Source organism: Microvirga puerhi (assembly GCF_020089865.1).
GTDB lineage: Bacteria > Pseudomonadota > Alphaproteobacteria > Rhizobiales > Beijerinckiaceae > Microvirga > Microvirga puerhi.
Map to the genome: position 1 here is coordinate 186710 of NZ_JAIRBM010000002.1, position 18955 is coordinate 205664.

The following is an 18955-nucleotide window of genomic DNA, read 5'->3' on the forward strand; positions in this document are numbered from 1 at the left end:
CGATGATGGACGCTGCTCAGTCTCCTCTTCGCCGGCTTCCTTCCGTGAATCGCCTATTGCGCCATCCCATCATGATGACATTGGTCGAACGCCACGGTCATTCGGAGACGGCTGATGTCATCCGAGAAACTCTGTCGACCCTTCGTCAGGAGTTGCAGTCGAGCTGCGAGATCGATGAAACCAGCATTGTCGCTTCCGTTTTGTCGCGTGTCGAAGCGAGGGCGGCGACCCAATTAAAGCCACTCTTCAACCTCACCGGTACGGTGCTGCACACCAATTTTGGTCGCGCTGTCCTCGCTGAGGAGGCTATTGCGGCGGCGATCGCAGCGATGCGCAATCCGGTATCCCTGGAGTTCGGCCTTGATGATGGCAAGCGCGGCGAGCGCGACGATCACATTCGGGCACTTGTCTGCGAGCTGACGGGGGCAGAGGATGCAACTCTCGTCAACAACAATGCCGCAGCGGTTCTTCTCGTCCTCAACACATTCTCGCAGAACCGTGAAGCCATTGTGTCCCGTGGCGAGCTCATTGAGATTGGCGGTGCATTCCGCATGCCTGAGATCATGGCACGGGCCGGTGCACGCCTGCGCGAGGTTGGCACCACGAACCGCACTCATCCGCGTGATTACGAGATGGCGATCGGAGAGGATACGGGCCTTATCCTCAAGGTTCACACATCCAACTACCGGATTGAAGGCTTCACTGCGGCAGTCAGCGCCCGTGTTCTTGGCAAGATAGCGAAGGCGCATAACGTGCCGCTCGTCAATGATCTCGGCTCGGGAACGTTGATAGATCTTGCTCGGTTCGGGCTTTCGAAAGAGCCGACCGTGCGGGAGGCCGTGGAGGAGGGGGCGGATCTCGTAACCTTCTCCGGCGATAAACTCCTTGGAGGGCCACAAGCCGGATTCATCGTCGGCCGCAAGGAATTCATCGCTACGATCAATCGAAACCCCATGAAGCGTGCCCTGCGTGTGGACAAGATCCGGCTGGCTGGCTGCGAAGCGACCCTTAAGCTCTATCGCAATCCGGAGCGGCTCGCAGAGCGCCTGCCTATTCTCCGTTGCTTGACAAGGTCCGTGGAAGAGATCGCTGAGCAGGCGAGGCGCCTCGCCCCTTTCGTAGCGGATGCTATCGGGACTGATACCGCGATTGAAATCTTGCCCTGTCAAAGTCAGATCGGTTCTGGTGCGCTTCCGCTTGAAACTGTGCCGAGCGTCGGTCTCGCGTTGAAGCCGAGGGGAGGTGGGCGAGCTCTAGACGCTTTGGGCAACGCTTTCAGAAAATTGCCGCGGCCCGTCATCGGCCGCTTGGCGGATAGTGGGTTCCTCCTCGATTTGAGATGTCTGGAAGACGAGGTCGCATTCCTGGAAAACCTCAAGTCCTTTCGATCTGGGGCGACGCAATGATCGTAGGCACGGCGGGCCATATCGATCACGGCAAGACAGCGCTCGTGAGGGCGCTGACCGGGATCGATACGGATCGCCTAAAGGAGGAGAAGGCACGGGGGATCACAATCGATCTCGGTTTCGCTTATTGGCCTCAGGATAACGGCGACGTCATAGGCTTTGTGGACGTTCCAGGACATGAACGCTTCGTTCATACCATGGTCGCGGGGGCAGGTGGCATCGATCTCGTGATGCTTGTGGTGGCGGCAGACGATGCAATCAAGCCGCAGACTCGGGAGCACTTGGCCATCATCGACCTTCTTGGCATCAACCGTGGCATTATTGTTCTCAGTAAGGCTGATCTCGCGGATGAAGAGCGCCGTGCCACGGCGGCAGATCAAATTCGCACGCTGCTCATGGGGACAAAACTCGCAAATAGCCTAATCCTTCCTGTCTCTTCGATCACAGGAGAAGGAATGGAGGTGCTGAAGGCGTACTTGCGTGGCGAGGCGTTAGTTCAGAAAAAGCGCAATACGGAGGGACTTTTCCGGTTCTCGGTCGATCGCAGCTTCACTCTCACTGGTGCCGGGACGATTGTGACGGGAACTGTCCTGTCCGGATCTGTCTCAGTTGGGGATCAGACCGTTGTCAGCCCTTCCGGACGCGCAGCGCGTGTCCGTTCAATTCATGCGCAGAGCCGTCCATCGGTTCGAGGTGCGGTAGGTCAGCGTTGCGCCCTCAATATCGTCGGAGAGGGGATATCCAGGGACGCGGTCACTCGCGGTGATATGTTGCTTACTCCAGAGCTTCATGCGCCAACGGACCGAATTGATGTCTCGCTGCGCATTATGGCAAGTGAGAAGAAGTCCGTTGGTCAATGGTATCCCGTCCGCTTGCATCACGCGGCGGTCGAGGTTGGGGCTAGGATCGTTCTTCTAGATGACGAACCCATCTCTCCGGGTGGACGAGCCTTTGTCCAGCTTGTCCTCGACAAACCTATCGCCGTCACCTCGCAGGACGCGTTTATCCTACGCGATACGTCGGCGCAACGAACAGTCGGAGGAGGGCGCTTTATCGATCTCCGCGCTCCTGCGCGTCACCGACGCGGCTGCGAGCGTCGCGCCCAGATCCTGGCCTTGGCACAGGAGGAACCTGTTGAGGCAATGAGGTGCCTCTCTGCGGTGCCGCCGCATTTCTTCGATCTTTCGGCTTTTGCTCGGGATAGGGCGATGAGGCTTGAGGATGCCGAGAGCATTGCAGAGGGCCTTGGACTGATGCGTCTGGTCGCTGGTCACGCACGTCTTGTCCTTGAACGGGAATGCTGGCTGAGTTTCGAATCGAACCTCATCGGCGACCTCAAGAAGTACCATGCGGAAAATCCCGACCTACAGGGTATTGGTTTCGAGAGGCTCCGTCTTCAAAGCGAACCGCGGCTCCCTGTAGCGGGCTTCCGGGCTGCGCTTCATGCTCTTATCGCGGCCGGCCGGATCAAGGTCGAAGGTTCTTGGATTCATCTTCCTGAGCATGAAGTGCGGCTGAGTTCAGACGAAGAACATCTGTGGCAATCTCTCCAGCCGCTTCTATCGGGCGAGGAGCGCTTTCGCCCTCCGCGAGTCCGTGACATTGCGGGGCATTTGGGAGGATCTGAGGAAGAAATCCGCGCTCTGTGCAAATTGCTCAGCCGCCTTGGTCAGCTTGACGAGATTGCGCATGACCATTTCTTTCTGCGGAGCACCGTGGCCGAGATGGTCGGCATCATCCAACAGCTTGCACTTGATGTGCCCGGAGAGCAATTCACGGCTGCGCAGTTTCGCGATAAGGTGCTGAACGGCCGTAAGGTCGCAATTCAGATTCTTGAGTTCTTTGACCGCCATGGTGTTACCCTGCGCCGGGGTGACCTCCGTCGCATCAACAAGCACCGGCTGGACCTTTTCCGAGAGGCGCGGCTAGAGGATATTCAAGGAGGAGAAGCGTCCCTGGTGGGGCGTCCGGACTTCAAATCCGGGTGGGGCTGCGAGACGGTCCTAGGTGGGTTCGACTCCCACTCTCTTCCGCCATCATCACCAAGTGCCGCGAAGCGGCGGGCCTAGCACTTTTTCTCGACGGTCGCCGACTTCATGGGATCCAAACCGCTCGCTGTTGCAGGATGATCCGATGGTGAGGTCGGCGTCGGCCCCTTCGGCGCCGTGCCAATATAGGATCCGCCGGTTCCTCCTGTCCAACCGGTAGAGCCGGCCGTTCCTGGCGAAGTTCCAGAGGCCTGACTATTGGGATCGTGCTGCGTTGCGCCCGTCGTCGCTGCTGCGTTGTTGCAATCTCGATCAGCAGGCTGTGCCCAGCATGGAGTGGCTAGCCCGAAGACAATGACGGCGAAGGCCGAAGTCATGCGCATCATGCATATTACTCCTCGTGCAAACCGACGCTTGAGGAACGCATTGACGCGTGGCCCAGTTCCTGGGCTCATCAGATCACCCTGATCTGTGGAGGGCCAGCTTCTGCGCTGCCGACAATCCGCGCGGATGGATAACCTTGATCGACGATGGTCCGAAGAATCTTCTCTGCGCTCCCCGGAGAACATGAAACAAGGAGGCCGCCGGAGGTCTGAGGATCGGTGAGCAACTGCCTTTGCCACAGTTCGATTCCGTTAGGCAGCACAACATCGGCGCCGTAGCTGTCCCAGTTTCGTGTGGATGCTCCTGTGACGTAGCTCTGACGCACGAGAGTTTCAGCCTCTTGGAACAAGGGTAGGCGCGTGCGCTCGATCGCGATGGAAAGCGCTGATCCGCGCGCCATTTCGAGGCCGTGCCCGAGAATGCCGAAGCCGGTAATATCCGTCATGGCATGGATGTCCGGCTCCTGCGCAAGTACTGTCCCGATCTTGTTCAGAAGCGTCATGGAGGCCATCATCTCCTCATATCCGCCAGCCGAGAGTGCGTCTTTCTTGAAAGCTGCCGAGTAGATGCCGACACCAAGGGCCTTCGTCAGGATCAGGGCGTCCCCCGCCTTGGCGCCATTATTGCGGCGTATCTCGCTTGGTTTCGCCGTCCCGATGACGGCAAGGCCGTAGACTGGCTCCGGGCAATCGATGGAGTGGCCACCCGCTACGGGAATTCCAGCTTTCGCGCAAATCGCAGCGCCTCCTCTGAGAATTTCGCGCACGGTGGCCGTCGCGAGCTTGCCCAGCGGCATGCCGAGAATCGCCAGTGCCATGAGCGGATGTCCGCCCATGGCATAGATGTCGGAGATGGCGTTCGTTGCCGCAACGCGCCCGAAATCGAACGGATCATCTACCATCGGCATGAAGAAATCGGTGGTGGCAATGATGCATGTATCGGCGTTCAACTGCCAAACCGCCGCATCGTCCGCCGTTTCGGTGCCGACAAGCAGTTCGCGAAATGGCCCGGCAGCCGGCTGCTCCGAGAGAAGCTGCTGGAGGACCGATGGTGCCAGCTTGCAGCCGCAGCCACCGCCATGGGACAATTGGCTGAGCCGAACTTCCTGTGTGTCCATGACATCCTCTTGCTTTCACTATCGATGGCCGTGAGTGCAGGTGGGGCAAATTCCCGGCAGACTGAAACCCTGGACAATTATAGCAGAAGCCTAATCCCATGCTCGCTCTCTCCGGGCCTTGAATGAGTTTAGGAAGCTCCCGCACCTGCGCCTGAGGGTTCATTCACTCAAGATGTCGCAGTTGATGTGCGAGGCAATAGGAATATTCACTTTTCACATCGAGTGGAGACGTCCTTGTGTCCAGGCGAGGGGCGCTTTCCGAAGTGTGACTGGCTCGGAAAGGCGGCGCGAAACGTTCAAGATTCAAGGCCTATCACTCGTCGAGTTACGGGAATTCCAGCTCTCCGAGCAGCAGGGCCGTTGCGAAGCTTATCGGACAGCACGCGCGTGAAATGGCTCCAAAGGTTACATTGCTGGGAAGTGTCACAAAGCGTATCATTTTTGCAGCGTTAGCCCCTGAAACAACCAGGAGGCGCGAATGCCTCGACGTGTTCTTGTATGGGCTGGCGTATTTGCGTTCATCTTGGTTCAATTTGCACTGGAAAGCTCCTTATGTGCTCAGGAGCCGTCGGGACGTGCGGTTGGAGTTATTCCAGACGCATCCGCCCTGCGGCCTGAAGGCAACCGTCCGTTAGCAGTTCAGCAGCCTGTCTACATGGGCGATCGTATTCAGACGGGCTCCAGCGGCGAGGCGCAGATCCATTTCGTCGATTCCACGCGCCTCGTCGTAGGGCCGGCTTCGTCCTTGCTCATTGACAGTTCCGTCATGCGGAATCGAAGGACGATGAGCAGCTTCGTCGTAAGCGCGTTGCGCGGAGCATTCCGGTTCATCAGCGGCGCGAGTCCGAAGCCTGCCTATGCGATCCGCACGCCCACGGCCACGATCGGCGTGCGCGGTACCGAGTTCGATTTTACCGTTCTCCCGAACGGAGGCACCGAATTTGTCCTTTTCCACGGACAGGCTCGTGTTTGCGACCGTGCCGGTGCCTGTATTGTCGCGCAGCAGGCCTGCAGTGCGATCTCGGTGCCTCCGAACGGGCCCATTCGCGCCGTCACGGAGCGTGAAGACCGCAATGGACGGCTCAGATTCTATTTCCCTTATGTCTGGACGCAGCACACAAGTCTGCGGCAGGAATTTAGGATCGATGTGCGCTCGTGCGGAAATATCGCAGCCCTGAATCTGCCATCCGAAACCAATGACCCCATCATCAGATCTGCGCCTCTGGAAGCCTCACCGCGGTCGGAGCCCGCCACTCCCGCACCGAATCCCCAGCCTGCCTCCGTGCCGACCCGCGACGCGACTCCTGCTGCAGCCGCCCCAACTTCCGTTAGTTCCTCCGCTGCGCCACTGGCTTCGTCACCGCCATCGCAAGGGCCGATTGCAAGCCCTGCCACGTCCCCACCGGCCACGTCGCCACCAGCCCCGGGACCGCCTGCTCTGGGGGCGAGCAATGATCATAAAGGTGGACACAGGGATGGTACAGACCGAGGGCGTGGTGACAAAGGTGGGCCGAGTCACCACGGTGACGGTGATCATGGATGGGGCAACGCAGACAAGGGGCGCAACAGGGGAGAAGATCGAAGCGGTGGTTTCGGACCCGGACGAGGTTTCAGCGGGGATGCCGGACGGAGTTTCGGCAGAGGAGACCGCTTCGATCAATCCGGCGAGCGAGATCGCAGCGGACGTGAGAACCGAACGGGCGAACATGGTCGCTCCGATCGCGACGATGGCGGTGGCCACAGAAATGGCGGATCAGATGGCAGGCGCGATGGAGGCGACGGGAACCGATGAAGGCGGTGCTGCGGATGCTAGGACATCATCTGTGGCCTGCTCTTACCCGGTCGCAGATCCTGGCCCTTTCGCTCGGCCTCGTCGGCATCATACTCTGCTCGATGCTCCGCATCGCGGATCCGTATGAACTACGCCTCGCGCGGGAATTGGTCTTTGATGAATACCAACGTCTTCTTCCGCGACCCAATCGCAAGGTTCCCGTCCAGATTGTGGATATCGACGAGGCGTCGCTTGCCAAAATCGGTCAATGGCCCTGGCCTCGCAGCGAACTTGCTCGCCTTGTCGAGCGCCTGCACGACCTTGGCGCATCCGCTATCGCATTCGATATGGTATTCCCTGAGGCTGATCGGCTATCTCCATCGAGGCTCGTGCAGGAGTCTGATTTGAAGGTCGCCATCGGAGCAGATCTTGCCGAACGCATCGCATCTCGCGTTCCGGACTATGACCAACTGTTTGCTGCGGCGGTGGCGGGAAAGCCGGTCGTGCTCGGCTTCGCTGCAATCCCCGGCAGCGACGAACGCCGCCCCGCAATCAAGACAGGTCTGGCGTTCACGGGTGAAGATCCCCGTCCCGCCCTTCCGTCATTCACCTCCGGCACTCTGAACCTGCGGGAATTCGACGGTGTCGCCAGAGGTATCGGCGCGATCACCTTGAGTCCGCTCGATACGCAGGGGGTGGTGCGTCGGATTCCACTGCTCTGGACTGACGGCAGGCGCATCTATCCGAGTCTGGTTGTCGAGGTTTTGCGTGTCATGCAGGGCGAAACCTCGGTGCTCGTGCATAGCAGGGATACCGCACCCTTCGCAGTAACTGGCGTGCGGGTGGGACGCTTCGATCTTCCGACGACCTCGGCGGGGGAGTTGCGGATCCGGTTCGGACACGACACGCCAGCCCGGCGCATCTCGGCGGAAGCTTTGCTGTATCGAGCGGATAGCGATGGGTTGCGAGAGTTGATCGCAGGCCATGCAGTGCTCATCGGCACATCGGCGGTTGGCCTTTACGACTACCGTGTGACGCCCCTCGGCGAGACTGTTCCGGGAGTCACCGTGCATGCACAGGCCCTTGAACAGATACTGGCAGGCGATCATCTGCGACGTCCCGATTGGGGCGATCCGCTCGAATGGGCCTGGATGCTGCTTCTCGGCGCCGCGACCACAATCGTTGCGGCGACTTGTTCGCCTGGCACTGCGCTTGCCTATGGTGGTACGCTGGCAGCCGTGACATTTCTCGGCGCCTGGATAGCGTTCAGCCAGGGGGGAATTCTTCTCGACCCTACCTATCCTTGCGCGGCGGGCCTTTTTCTATACGTCGCCATGATCTCGTTCCGCTACTTCGTCTCGGATCGCGATCGACGGTTCGTGCGCCAAGCCTTTGCCCGCTACGTTGCGCCGTCCTATCTCGAACATATCGAGAAGGATCCAGCGAGTCTCAGGCTTGGCGGAGACGAGCGCGAGATGACGATCCTGTTCCTTGATATCCGCGACTTTACGAGCCTGAGCGAGCGGCTGTCTCCAACAGAGGTCGTCGAGTTTTTGAACGTGCTTCTTGGGCATTTGAGCAGGGATGTTCTCACCGAGGGGGGAACGATCGATAAGTATATTGGAGACTCGATCATGGCATTCTGGAATGCGCCGATCCAGGTGCCGGACCATGCCGCACGTGCCTGTCGTGCCGCATTGCGCATTCGAAATACGCTTCACGAACTCAACGAAAGTGATGCATTCCGCTTCCGGCAGAGAACCAACCCACTTCCGGATGTCGCTATCGGAATTGGCATTAATACCGGACCGGCACTCGTCGGCAATATGGGCTCAGATGTCCGGTTCAATTATTCGGTTGTCGGCGACACCGTGAATGTCGCCTCCCGGGTCGAGGGTCAGGCCAAGCCTCTGTGCGTAGACATCGTCGTTGCCGACACCGTTAAGGCATCGGCGCACGAATTTGCCTATTTGAAGGCGGGCCGACTTGCACTGCGAGGCAAGTCGCACAAGGTGAAGCTGTTTATATTGGCTGGTGATGGGGGCACGGCTTCCAGCCCAGAGTACATCGAGCTGAAGCATCATCACGCGGAGCTCTTGGCCTCCGTTGAGAAGAGCGTTGCCAACGCTGCTGCACTTTCCGCTTGCAACGCACTCGCCGATCGATGCTTTCCGTGGCTGTATGGGTTCTACAGAGGCGGCGTCAGGCACATAGCCGTCGACCGAGCTAAACCCCGACTGGCGCGGGAGCCTCTCTGAACGAGGTATGGTGCTGATTTTGATGGACATCTAAACGGGTCGGTCGTGACGCCGTTGGGGTCTATGAGCTCGGATGGATTGCCATCGGCCGCCCTCATACGGTTGTTTCTACGGGGCCCCTAACTGTCAACGAAGGAGTGCGGAGGCCCATCAGGGCAAGTTCAGCCTCCAGTTTGGGCCGCTTGAAACGAAAGAAATGTGCATCTTTATCCCCACCTCTTGTCGAAACCGCCATTTTTGATTGAAAATCCCTAGGTTATGATTATGGCGAAGCGCGGACCGAAAGGTCTCTCTCGAGAAAAGGGATAATCCCGTGGCAAGAGCTACAACCAAAACCACCACCAAGAAGCCGGCCGCACGCAAGGCGGCTGCAACCAAAGCGGCTGCGCCGAAGGCGACCGCTAAGACTGCGCGCAAGCCCGCCAAAGCTGCCGCAGCAAAGACCGCAACCAAGGCCGCCGCGGCAAAGACCGCGACCAAGGCTATCAAAAAGGCAACGAAGGCTTCTGCGGCAACGGCAAGCCCAATCTTGACCCTCCGCCATATCGCCGAGCAGCTCGCGGACGCGTTCGAGGTTCCGAAGCGTCAAGCCAATGAGATGCTCACCCATGTGGTCGAGGCAATCACCAAGAGCCTGAAGAAGGGGGATAAGATCCGACTTTCGGGGCTTGGCATTCTGCAGGTGCGCAAGCGCGCGGCTCGCATGGGGCGCAACCCACAGACTGGGGAGCCGGTGAAGATCAAAGCTTCGAAGAAGATTGCCTTTAGGCCCGCCAAGGACCTCAAGGAAGCAATCTAATATTTTATGGGCGGGCCGGTCATTCGGTCCGCCCATTTCAAGCGATTGTCCGCTGTCGTTGCGGCATTGTCATAATTTATGTTAAACACGCCGGACGCGGTTGTGCTGCGAGACAAAGCCAAAGCTCTCCGTTCGCTGTCCTTGAAATTCCCTTCGATATTGATCTTGATAGGCGTAAGACGTGGCGAACTAAGTCAGCATGGGGAGCAGTTCTAACGGGCTCTCTGCCGACCGCAGTATCATCGTCTTGAGGTTTAGCTCAGCCGTACTGAGAGGCCCAGGAGTGTATGGCGGCGCGATCCGGCTCACGTTGAGATCTTTGTGCGTTTTTAAGCAGCTATCGACATTTTGTTAATGTGTTTGTCAGGCGCTGATGGATAGGCTCATCGATGACCAAGTCAATGAGCGGATTTTTTTGAGCCAATCAATCCTTTGTGGGCCTTCGCTCCTGGCCCGGTGGGATCAGTGATATCGCCTTGATATAGAGATCACGATTGGGGCATCGTATCGCTTTTTCGCGCATTCACTGAACCATCGCGCTGAACAGCCTCGCTATCGAGGCCATTGTCTCCTTGAATGGCGAATAGTTAAACGAGACATTTCGGGTGCGAAAAGCTGGGAAATCCAGCTGTGGGCTTGGCTCTAAGCGGATTTTCTGGAACTTAGAATATCATAGAAGTGAATTCACGTAGGCAGTGCATCAATGTCCGGGACCATCCATTTTGCAACCCTTGAAGACGCCACTGTAGTAGCTCAGTTGGTTCGAGACATGGATCGCTACTATCGGCCTGGTGAGATTCTACGACCCGAGACGGACTATCTTAGGACGATCGAGGAGGCCATCGGAAGTTGGGAGGGAACCCGGTTTGTCATTGCTCAAGACAATAAAAATCGGGGCATTGGCCTCGCCTGCGTGGCAATTCTGCGTCCTGGTCGGGATTTGCGAGGCTTGCTCTATCTCAAGGATCTTTATGTGGCCGAAGGTGCTCGCGGCCTCGGCACCGGCACCAGAATCATGAGATTTCTCGCAGCCTTCGCGTCTGAGAACGATATCGGCCGTATGGACTTTACCACCGATGGCAACAATGCCGCCGCCCAGAGGCTTTATGTCGCCCTGGGTGGAGTGGTGAAGGAGAAGGTCTATTATACGATCACGTCGGACGCGTTGCAGGCATTGGCGAGCGGGACGGCGACGACGTAGAGTTCGAAATATTCCATTCGCGACTGGCGGCGTGGAAAACTATTCAATTGCCAGATCGCCTCAAGCGCGCAGCATCGATGCCGCGCGAAGAGGAACGTCATGTCGAACAACACCCACCCACATCCAGCAAACCTAGCCCCCCCAGCGCCGGACTTCCCATGGCCCGATGGGAAGAAATGTGCTCTGTTTCCTGGGTTTGATGTGGACGCGGAGTCGGTTTGGCTTGGCATGGATCGGCGCAATGCGGAGCGCCTCGTGACGATGTCCTATGGGGGCTACGAGGCGCGTGTTGGCATTCCGAAGTTGCTTGAACTGTTGGCTCGCTACGATGTCAGGGCAACCTTCTTCGTCACAGGATGGACCGTCGAGGCTCATCCAGCAGTATGCGAGACGATTCTCAAGGCGGGTCACGAGATCGGTCACCACGGCTATTGGCATCTGAGGCCCGAGCCGGGTGATCTTACCGCGATGGTGGAAGAGGTCGATCGTGGGTTCGAAGCGCTTAAGCGAGTTCTCGGCGTGAAGCCAGTCGGCTATCGTGCACCCTCGGGCGAGAGTTTCACGGAGCTTCTCGCGCTGCTGCGGGATCGCGGCATTCGCTATTCAAGCTCATGGCGCGACGACATCCGGCCCTATCGACATGTCCTGCCGGACGGCCCGGGGCCGATCGAAATTCCCGTCAACTACAGCTTCGACGATTGGAACTTCGGCATCACGCATCGAATGAGCCCGCGAGCCCTGTTCGGACGGGAGGAAGTGCTTTCGATCTGGCGTGATGAGTTCGACCAGACCCGAGAATGGGGTGGTGTTGCGACCATGATCATGCATCCGCAGGTCTCCGGCCGGCCGATGCGTTACCGGATCCTTGAGGAATTCCTGCAATATGTCCGTCGCTATGACGATGTCTGGTGGACGACGGGCCGTGAGATCGCTGAGCATTTCGAGGCCTGCGAGCAAGCTTCCAAGTGAGGGTTCGATGATCGCTAACTAAGCCCTTCAGGGTTGTTATGCTCCGACGCCTGCGCCTCTTGGAGGATCCAGTCGCGCAGGACCGCGAGGCTTGCGTTCGGCGGTCTGTCGTCGGGCGTTGTCAGCCAATAGCAATTGCGGCTCGTGAAGCCCAGTCCGCTCGGATTCATGAGTTGGCCGCCCGCGAGCTCATCAAGGATAAGGCTGCGCGGCACAAGGGCGAGCCCCTGTCCACCGATAGCGGCGCGAATGACCAGAGAGTAGTAGCCGAAGCGCGTAACTCTTGCCGGCGTGAAATCGCGAAGATGACAGGCTTCTGCAAAGTCATTCCATCGGAGCGGAGTTTGGAGATGTTCGAGGAGCGGATAGCGGAGAATGTCCGCTATCGACGCAATACCTTCGTACTTTGCAATCAGTTGAGGCGAGCCAACCAGGATGACGTCGCGGCCCAGAACGTAGTCAGCCCTCCACCCAGGCCATTCTCCGATGCCGAAGCGGAAGACGGCGTCTGCCTCTTCGAGAGTATCAGTCGGTGCGAAGGTGGTGAATTGAACGTCGATATCCGGGTGACGCTCCGCAAAGCGCGAGAACCGAGGCATGAACCAGCGATCTCCAAGGATGGGGAGAACATGTAGCCTGATTGCTGGTTGAGAACTGCGGAGGGCTGCGACACGCATAGCTGCCGTTTCCATCGCGCCGAGAGCGATGCGCGCCTGCTCGATGTAGATCATGCCCGCCTGCGTCGGTGATAGGCCCTGACCCGTACGATCGAAGAGCGGCATTCCCACAACGGCTTCAACGTTCTTAAGCTGCTTGCTTACAGCGCTTTGCGTGAGATGAAGAGCGTTGGCCGCTGAGGAAACGGTACCGTATTGCGCGAGGGCCGCCACGACCCGCAATCCGATGGTGCTCGGGAGATGCGATCTGGACATCCTTTCACACAGCTCCATTGTGATAATGTGTCTATTCCATTTTGGACTATAGTTCGAGAAATCAATTCAATTGTCTACATTTTGGTCAGGTGCAAGCATCCCATTGATAGGGAGGATGGCTATGACCGAACCGGTTCGACTTTGGGGAGCGCGATTCCGGACATCCCCGTCCGAAGCGCTGATGCGCCTTTCGCGGGCGCCTGGGAACTATTTCCGACTGGTCCCCGAAGATCTGAAGTCCTCCATCGCGCACGCTCGTGAGCTCGTGCGGTCTGGCATTCTCACACAGGAGGAAGGAGGGCGTATCGCTGATGCACTCACGACGATTGGCAAGGACTATGCCACCGGAACGCTTGCGCCATCGCAGGCGGATGAGGATGTGCATACTTTCCTTGAGCGAGTGCTTGTGGAGCGCTTGGGTTCCTTAGGGGGTAAACTGCGAGCGGGCCGTTCACGCAATGATCAAGCCGCGAACGATCTCAAGCTCCACCTGCGCAGCGCTGCGAAGCAGATCGCCAACGCATTGCTCGCACTTCAGGATGCACTAATTGCGCAGGCGAGTGAGCATCAGAGCACCCTTGCACCCGGTTTCACGCATCTTCAACCGGCGCAACCGGTCACCTTCGCTCATCAGCTTCTCGCTCATGCCCAGGGATTTTCGCGTGACATTGAGCGTCTGCAAGATTGGGACCGCCGTTCTTCCCGTTCCCCGCTTGGCGCAGCCGCTTTGGCTGGCTCCGCCATTGCGCTTAATCCCGAGATTTCTGCCCTTGAGCTCGGCTACGATGCGCCCTGCGAGAACTCTATTGACGCAGTAGGCAGCCGAGATCATGTGGCGGAGTTTCTTTTCGTCTGTGCGATGATCGGAGCAAATCTATCTCGGCTCGCGGAGGAGGTCTTTCTTTGGTCGTCGCGGCAGTTCCGATGGGTTACGCTGGATGATAGCTATGCCACCGGCTCATCGATCATGCCGCAAAAGAAGAACGCGGATATCGCTGAGCTCACCCGAGGCCGGGCGTCGCGTCTGATTGGCGTCCTCAATGCGATGCTCACGGCGCTGAAGGGCTTGCCCTTTGCCTATAACCGTGACCTTTCCGAAGACAAGTGGGCGTCATTCGAGGCGATTGACACCCTTGATCTTGTCTTGCCGGCGATGGCGGGGATGATCGCGACCATGCGGGTCAATGCCGATCGGCTCAAAACCCAGTCGACCGAGGGCTTTACTCTGGCTACCGAGGTTGCCGACTGGCTTGCTCGCAGCGGCGTCCCCTTCAGCGAGGCACACGAAATTACAGGCGCACTCGTCCGCTATTGTGAGGAAAAGGGATTTGAGCTCTCGGAACTCACGCCGAGCGATCTAACCACAGTAGACTCCCGTCTCGACCCCGACTTGCTCGGGCATCTTACGCCCGAGGCGGCCGTTTCTGCACGCTCGGGATATGGTGGCACGGCACCTGCGAGAGTGAGCGAGCAGATCGCACGCCTTAAAGAACTCGTTTCGCATCAGCGCGAGTGGGCGAAAGCTTGATCTCAGACCGGCGAGAGGAAGCGCCGGTTCCGAACTCTCTTGAATAAGAGCAACGAGCTGCGGAGGAAACCGTGGCCTTGATCCAGCCAAGGGAAATTGAAATGATGATTACATACAACCCGCTCTCCCGGAGCGTCCGTCATGCCGCGGTCGGAGCCGCGCTTGCAATACTGTTGCCGATGGCAGCGCAAGCACAGTCCGCCGCGCTTCCCGAGAAGGTGAAAGCTGCCGGTACGCTCGTCGTCGGCATCGAGTCCACATATCCGCCGATGGCTTACAAGGATCCAAAGTCCAATGAGCGCATCGGTGTGAACATAGACCTTGTCGAGAGTATCGCGAAGGAACTCGGTGTGAAGGTAACGTGGGAGGAGATGAGCTTCGAGCAGCTCATGACATCCCTGACGACTGGCCGCATCGACATGATCGGTACTGCGATCAGCGACTTGCCATCGCGCCGCGAGAAATTGACCTTCGTCGACTATCTCATGACCGGCGCTCAACCATTCACAACTGTCGCGAACAAAGACAAGATCCGGTCGGAAGCCGATCTCTGCGGTAAGACCGTGGGGGCTCCGCGGACCACGAACTACTATCCAGTCGCCCAGGCATGGAACGACAAGAACTGTGCTGGTGCAGGAAAGCCTGCTGCGACAATCAACGGAACCGCCGGAGCAACGGCAACTAGACTCGATCTCAAGCAGGGCCGTCTCGACGCCGCGGTGCTCGGGCCGGAGTTTGTGGCTCATCTGATGGCGGATGAGCCGAATACCTATGTTCTGGCGGGGGAGCCTCTGATCAGGACGCTCTTCGGATTTGCGTTCAACAAGAACGACACTGCTTTGCGCGATGCTGTCGCTTCTGCTTTGACCGCAACCATGAAAAGCGGCGCCTATAAGCAGGCCCTGCAGAAGTTCGGTCTCGAACGCCAGGCTCTGCCAGAAGCGAAGATAGACGCTGGGACCTGACTAGTCCGTCTCGGAGAGCATCATGCGCGCTATCATCCTGCCACAGACAGGTGGGCCGGAAGCTTTGGTATTGGCCGAGGTTCCTGATCCGCACCCCGCCGCAGGCGAGGTTATCGTCGATGTTCATGCGACTGCGTTGAACTTCGCTGATCTCCTGCAGCGACGAGGTACCTATGGAACGCCGGCCAACTTGCCGAGTATCCTTGGCATCGAGTGCTCCGGCACGATCATCGAAATCGGCGAAGGAGTCTCGAACTGGGCCGTCGGTGACGAGGTTTGCGCATTGGTCTCCGGTGGTGCCTATGCAGAGCGAGTGGCGGTCCCCGCCACTCAGCTCCTAGCGCGTCCATACAACGCCGATCTGATAACCGCGGCCGCATTGCCGGAGGCGGCCTGTACCGTGTGGTCCAATCTTCTCGATATATCCAGGATGGCTCCTGGAGAGACGCTCCTCGTTCATGGCGGCGCCGGAGGGATCGGTACATTCGCAATCCAGACCGGTCGCGCGATGGGCGCGCGCGTCTTCGCAACGGCAGGCAGCAAGGAAAAATTGCAACGTTGCATGGACCTTGGGGCAGAGCGCGCCATTTCGTATCGGAATGAGGATTTCAAGACGGTCGTGCTGAACGAGACGGGGCAGCATGGTGTGGATATCATCCTTGACAATATGGGCGCGGCCTATCTGTCGCGGAACATCGATGCGCTTGCATCGGATGGTCGAATCGCAATGATCGGCCTTCAGAGTGGCCGAGACGCAGAAATTCCTCTCGGACGCATGATGGCCAAGCGCGGATCGCTCTTCACCACTTCTCTTCGTGATCGCCCTCTTGCGGCCAAGGCACGGATCGTGGAAGGCGTGCGACGAGATCTCTGGCCGCTTGTCGAGCGCGGTGACATCTTGCCGACGGTCGACCGGATCTTCTCGTTTGCCGATATGCCTGCGGCTCATCGCTATATGGAGGATGGAAAGCATGTCGGAAAGATCGTGGTAAGCGTAAAAGAACGACAAATATGAAGAGCCGTGGAGAAAAACGCAGGCCATGAGCGATACAATCTATCAAGTCAGTCATCTCACTTTGGTTCCACGCCGGCATTACGGACGCCTGGTTGCAGCGGCGATTGTAGTGGCGGTGCTCGCAGTCATCGTTCATGCATTCGCAGTAGGGCAGATCGAGTGGAACTATGTCGGTGAGTTCCTCACTGTCCCGGTGATCATGAAAGGTCTTTTGAACACGATCATCATGGCTATCCTCGCCATGGTACTAGGTATTGTACTCGGCATCGTGTTCGCCATTATGCGCTTGTCTGAGAATCCTGTCCTCTCAATGACTGCGCTTGGCTACGTTTGGTTCTTCCGTGCCATTCCGGCACTGCTACAGTTGCTTTTGTGGTTCAACCTAGCGCTGGTCTTCCCAACCATCGGAATTCCGGGCCTGTTTTCGCTCAAGACCGTCGATATCATGACGCCTTTCGTAGCGGCTCTTCTCGGCCTCGGCATTCAACAAGGCGCGTTCACCGCCGAGGTCGTGCGTGCCGGCCTGCTTTCGGTCGATCGCGGACAATACGAAGCGGCACAGACCATCGGCATGACGCGACTCCAGATGTTGCGTAGGATTATCATGCCGCAGGCCATGCGTGTGATTGTTCCGCCGGTCGGAAACGAGTTCATCGGTATGGTCAAACTGACATCGCTGGCCAGCGTTATTCAATACGCAGAGATCCTCCATAGCGCGCAGAATATCTACTACGCCAATTCCCGCGTCATTGAACTCCTGATCGTTGCTGCGATCTGGTACCTCGTCGTGGTCACCATTCTTAGCCTCATTCAGGGGCGGATCGAGAAATACTTCTCCAGAGGCGTGGCCGCAGTCGGCAATGCGAAGTGAGGAGCAGAATATGGAAACGCAAAATCTCTCTCCTGACGCCCCGCTCGTCATTGCTGCCGACGTTCGTAAGCATTTCGGCCCACTGGAAGTTCTGAAGGGGATCAATGTCAGTGTGCAGAAAGGTGAAGTGCTCTGCATCATCGGCCCCTCTGGATCCGGCAAAAGCACATTCCTGCGTTGCATCAACCAACTCGAGCGCATCGACGGCGGCGCCATATGGGTTGGTGGCGAGTTGATCGGCTACCGACGCGAAGGCGACAATCTTCATGAGTTGAATGATGCGCAGATCGCGCGGCAGAGGCGCGCCATCGGGATGGTCTTTCAGCGCTTCAATCTCTTCCCACACCTCACCGTGACCGAGAACATTATCGAGGGTCCGGTTCAGGTTCTCCGCGAAAATCCGAACGAGGCGAAGAAGCGCGCTCACGCGCTGCTTGAGCGGGTAGGATTGTATGACAAGCGCGATGTCTATCCGGCTCATCTTTCAGGGGGGCAGCAGCAGCGTGTCGCGATCGCCCGTGCGTTGGCGATGCAGCCACAGCTCCTTCTCTTCGATGAACCGACTTCCGCCCTCGATCCGGAACTCGTGGGAGAGGTACTGAATGTGATGCGCGACTTGGCACAGACAGGCATGACGATGATCGTCGTTACTCATGAGTTGGGTTTTGCCAGGGAAGTAAGCCACCGCACAGCCTTCATGGATCAGGGGCAGCTTGTGGAAGTAGGGGATTCGCGCTCCGTCCTCGCAAATCCGCAACAGGCCCGCACTCGGGAGTTCATCTCGGCCGTACATAAGTAAGTTCGGATAAATCAATGCCAGAAAAAGGAAATCGAACATGAAAGCGAGAACTATTCTCTGCTCACTTGCCGCCCTGGTAACCACCGGTGGTATCGCCATGGCACAGCAGCTGCCCGAGCCCATCGCGTCGAAGAAAGTCATCGTGGTGGCTAACGTGCCAAATTATCCACCGCTCGAGTTCAAGGACCCAAAGAGCGCAACCCTCACGGGACTGGACATTGATCTCGGCAACGCCCTAGCGAAGAAGCTCGGTGTCGAAATTAAGTGGGAGGAGATTAGCTTCGAGCAGATGGTGAGCGCGCTCACGACCGGCCGGGCCGATATGATCCTGTCCGGAATGAGTGATCTGCCAACCCGCCGCGATACGCTTGATTTCGTCGATTATCTGGAGTCTGGAGCGCAGTTCTATACGACCGCCGATCGTAAGGACGAGTTCAAGACCCTCACAGATCTTTGTGGGAAGACCGTCGGTGCAAGCCGGCGCACGTCGTTTCCGAAGGAAATGGAAACTTGGAGCAAGACCGCGTGTGAGGGCGCAGGAAAACCGCCTCTGAAGATTGTCGGGACGGAGGGATCCGCCGACGCTCGCACTCAGCTCCGACAGAAGCGCCTTGATGCGGCGGTCCAGGGTTCCGAGACCCTGCCATACCTTCTGAACCTGGAGCCGAACAGCTACGTCATTCTCGGAGAGCCCTTCACGTCTGTCTATCAGGGTATGGGCTTCGCCAAGAAGGACACGCAGTTGCGCGATGCTGTTGCGAGAGCCTTCGGGGAAATGATCAAAGACGGTACCTATGCCGACGTGCTCAAGAAATGGGAGCTCTCCTCGGCCAAGGTCGACAAGATCATGATCAACGGCGAGGCAGCCAAGGCACAGTAGCCTCCGAGCGTACCGCCGGCATCGCCCGATGCCGGCGGTACATGCGAGAAGCGTCTTCCTATTTTTCCACTT

14 protein-coding genes, 1 tRNA gene and 2 pseudogenes are annotated in these 18955 nt (G+C 58.1%); 15 read left to right on the plus strand and 2 right to left on the minus strand.

Going from position 1 to position 18955, the window contains the following annotated elements:
- Positions 1–5: 5 nt before the first annotated feature.
- From selA to K9B37_RS03235, 3 genes and pseudogenes are all read left to right on the plus strand, one after another.
- Positions 6–1406: an L-seryl-tRNA(Sec) selenium transferase gene (gene selA / locus K9B37_RS03225; protein WP_224311572.1), complete on the plus strand. Its 1401-nt coding sequence runs from the start codon at positions 6–8 to the stop codon at positions 1404–1406.
- Positions 1403–3235 (plus strand): annotated as a pseudogene (gene selB, locus K9B37_RS03230) (selenocysteine-specific translation elongation factor); the annotation flags it as partial. The gene selA and the pseudogene selB, both read left to right, overlap by 4 nt.
- Positions 3236–3346: 111 nt before the next feature.
- Positions 3347–3442, plus strand: a tRNA-Sec gene (locus K9B37_RS03235).
- 406 nt (positions 3443–3848) lie between these two features.
- On the opposite strand, the gene selD is transcribed toward K9B37_RS03235, so the two are convergent.
- Positions 3849–4895: a selenide, water dikinase SelD gene (gene selD, locus K9B37_RS03240; RefSeq protein WP_224311362.1), complete on the minus strand. Its 1047-nt coding sequence runs from the start codon at positions 4893–4895 to the stop codon at positions 3849–3851.
- A gap of 655 nt (positions 4896–5550) precedes the next feature.
- Here selD and K9B37_RS24850 point away from each other — a divergent pair.
- From K9B37_RS24850 to K9B37_RS03270, 6 genes and pseudogenes are all read left to right on the plus strand, one after another.
- Positions 5551–5799: pseudogene (locus K9B37_RS24850) on the plus strand (FecR domain-containing protein); the annotation flags it as partial.
- Between the two features lie 547 nt (positions 5800–6346).
- Positions 6347–6814: a hypothetical protein gene (locus K9B37_RS03250; protein WP_224311601.1), complete on the plus strand. Its 468-nt coding sequence runs from the start codon at positions 6347–6349 to the stop codon at positions 6812–6814.
- Entirely contained in the window at positions 6789–8924 is a 2136-nt protein-coding gene (locus tag K9B37_RS03255; RefSeq protein WP_224311573.1) for a CHASE2 domain-containing protein, read from the plus strand. Before K9B37_RS03250 ends, K9B37_RS03255 begins: the two co-directional genes overlap by 26 nt.
- 313 nt (positions 8925–9237) lie before the next feature.
- Positions 9238–9723, plus strand: a complete 486-nt coding sequence (locus K9B37_RS24855; protein WP_369414200.1) for an HU family DNA-binding protein — start codon at positions 9238–9240, stop codon at positions 9721–9723.
- 769 nt (positions 9724–10492) lie between these two features.
- The gene (locus K9B37_RS03265; RefSeq protein ID WP_224311363.1) at positions 10493–10924 is read left to right on the plus strand and encodes a GNAT family N-acetyltransferase; all 432 of its coding nucleotides are present in this window, start codon (positions 10493–10495) and stop codon (positions 10922–10924) included.
- Positions 10925–11023: 99 nt separating this feature from the next.
- Positions 11024–11893, plus strand: a complete 870-nt coding sequence (locus K9B37_RS03270; RefSeq protein ID WP_224311364.1) for a polysaccharide deacetylase family protein — start codon at positions 11024–11026, stop codon at positions 11891–11893.
- A gap of 14 nt (positions 11894–11907) precedes the next feature.
- Here K9B37_RS03270 and K9B37_RS03275 read toward each other — a convergent pair whose 3' ends face one another.
- Entirely contained in the window at positions 11908–12825 is a 918-nt protein-coding gene (locus K9B37_RS03275; RefSeq protein WP_224311365.1) for a LysR substrate-binding domain-containing protein, read from the minus strand.
- A gap of 121 nt (positions 12826–12946) precedes the next feature.
- Between K9B37_RS03275 and argH the strand changes: the two genes are divergently transcribed.
- From argH to K9B37_RS03305, 6 genes are all read left to right on the plus strand, one after another.
- Positions 12947–14353: an argininosuccinate lyase gene (gene argH / locus K9B37_RS03280; RefSeq protein ID WP_224311366.1), complete on the plus strand. Its 1407-nt coding sequence runs from the start codon at positions 12947–12949 to the stop codon at positions 14351–14353.
- 101 nt (positions 14354–14454) lie between these two features.
- A complete protein-coding gene (locus K9B37_RS03285; protein WP_224311367.1) occupies positions 14455–15318 on the plus strand; it encodes an ABC transporter substrate-binding protein in 864 nt (287 codons plus the stop codon).
- Positions 15319–15340: 22 nt separating this feature from the next.
- Positions 15341–16333 carry an NAD(P)H-quinone oxidoreductase gene (locus K9B37_RS03290; protein ID WP_224311368.1) on the plus strand — a complete coding sequence of 331 codons (993 nt, stop codon included), beginning with the start codon at positions 15341–15343 and terminating at the stop codon, positions 16331–16333.
- A gap of 25 nt (positions 16334–16358) precedes the next feature.
- On the plus strand, positions 16359–17204 hold the full coding sequence (locus K9B37_RS03295; protein WP_224311369.1) for an amino acid ABC transporter permease: 846 nt from the start codon (positions 16359–16361) through the stop codon (positions 17202–17204).
- A 10-nt stretch (positions 17205–17214) separates the two neighbouring features.
- Complete coding sequence (locus K9B37_RS03300; protein WP_224311370.1) at positions 17215–18003, plus strand: amino acid ABC transporter ATP-binding protein; 789 nt, start codon at positions 17215–17217, stop codon at positions 18001–18003.
- A 37-nt stretch (positions 18004–18040) separates the two neighbouring features.
- On the plus strand, positions 18041–18883 hold the full coding sequence (locus tag K9B37_RS03305; RefSeq protein WP_439651674.1) for an ABC transporter substrate-binding protein: 843 nt from the start codon (positions 18041–18043) through the stop codon (positions 18881–18883).
- Positions 18884–18955 lie beyond the last annotated feature (72 nt).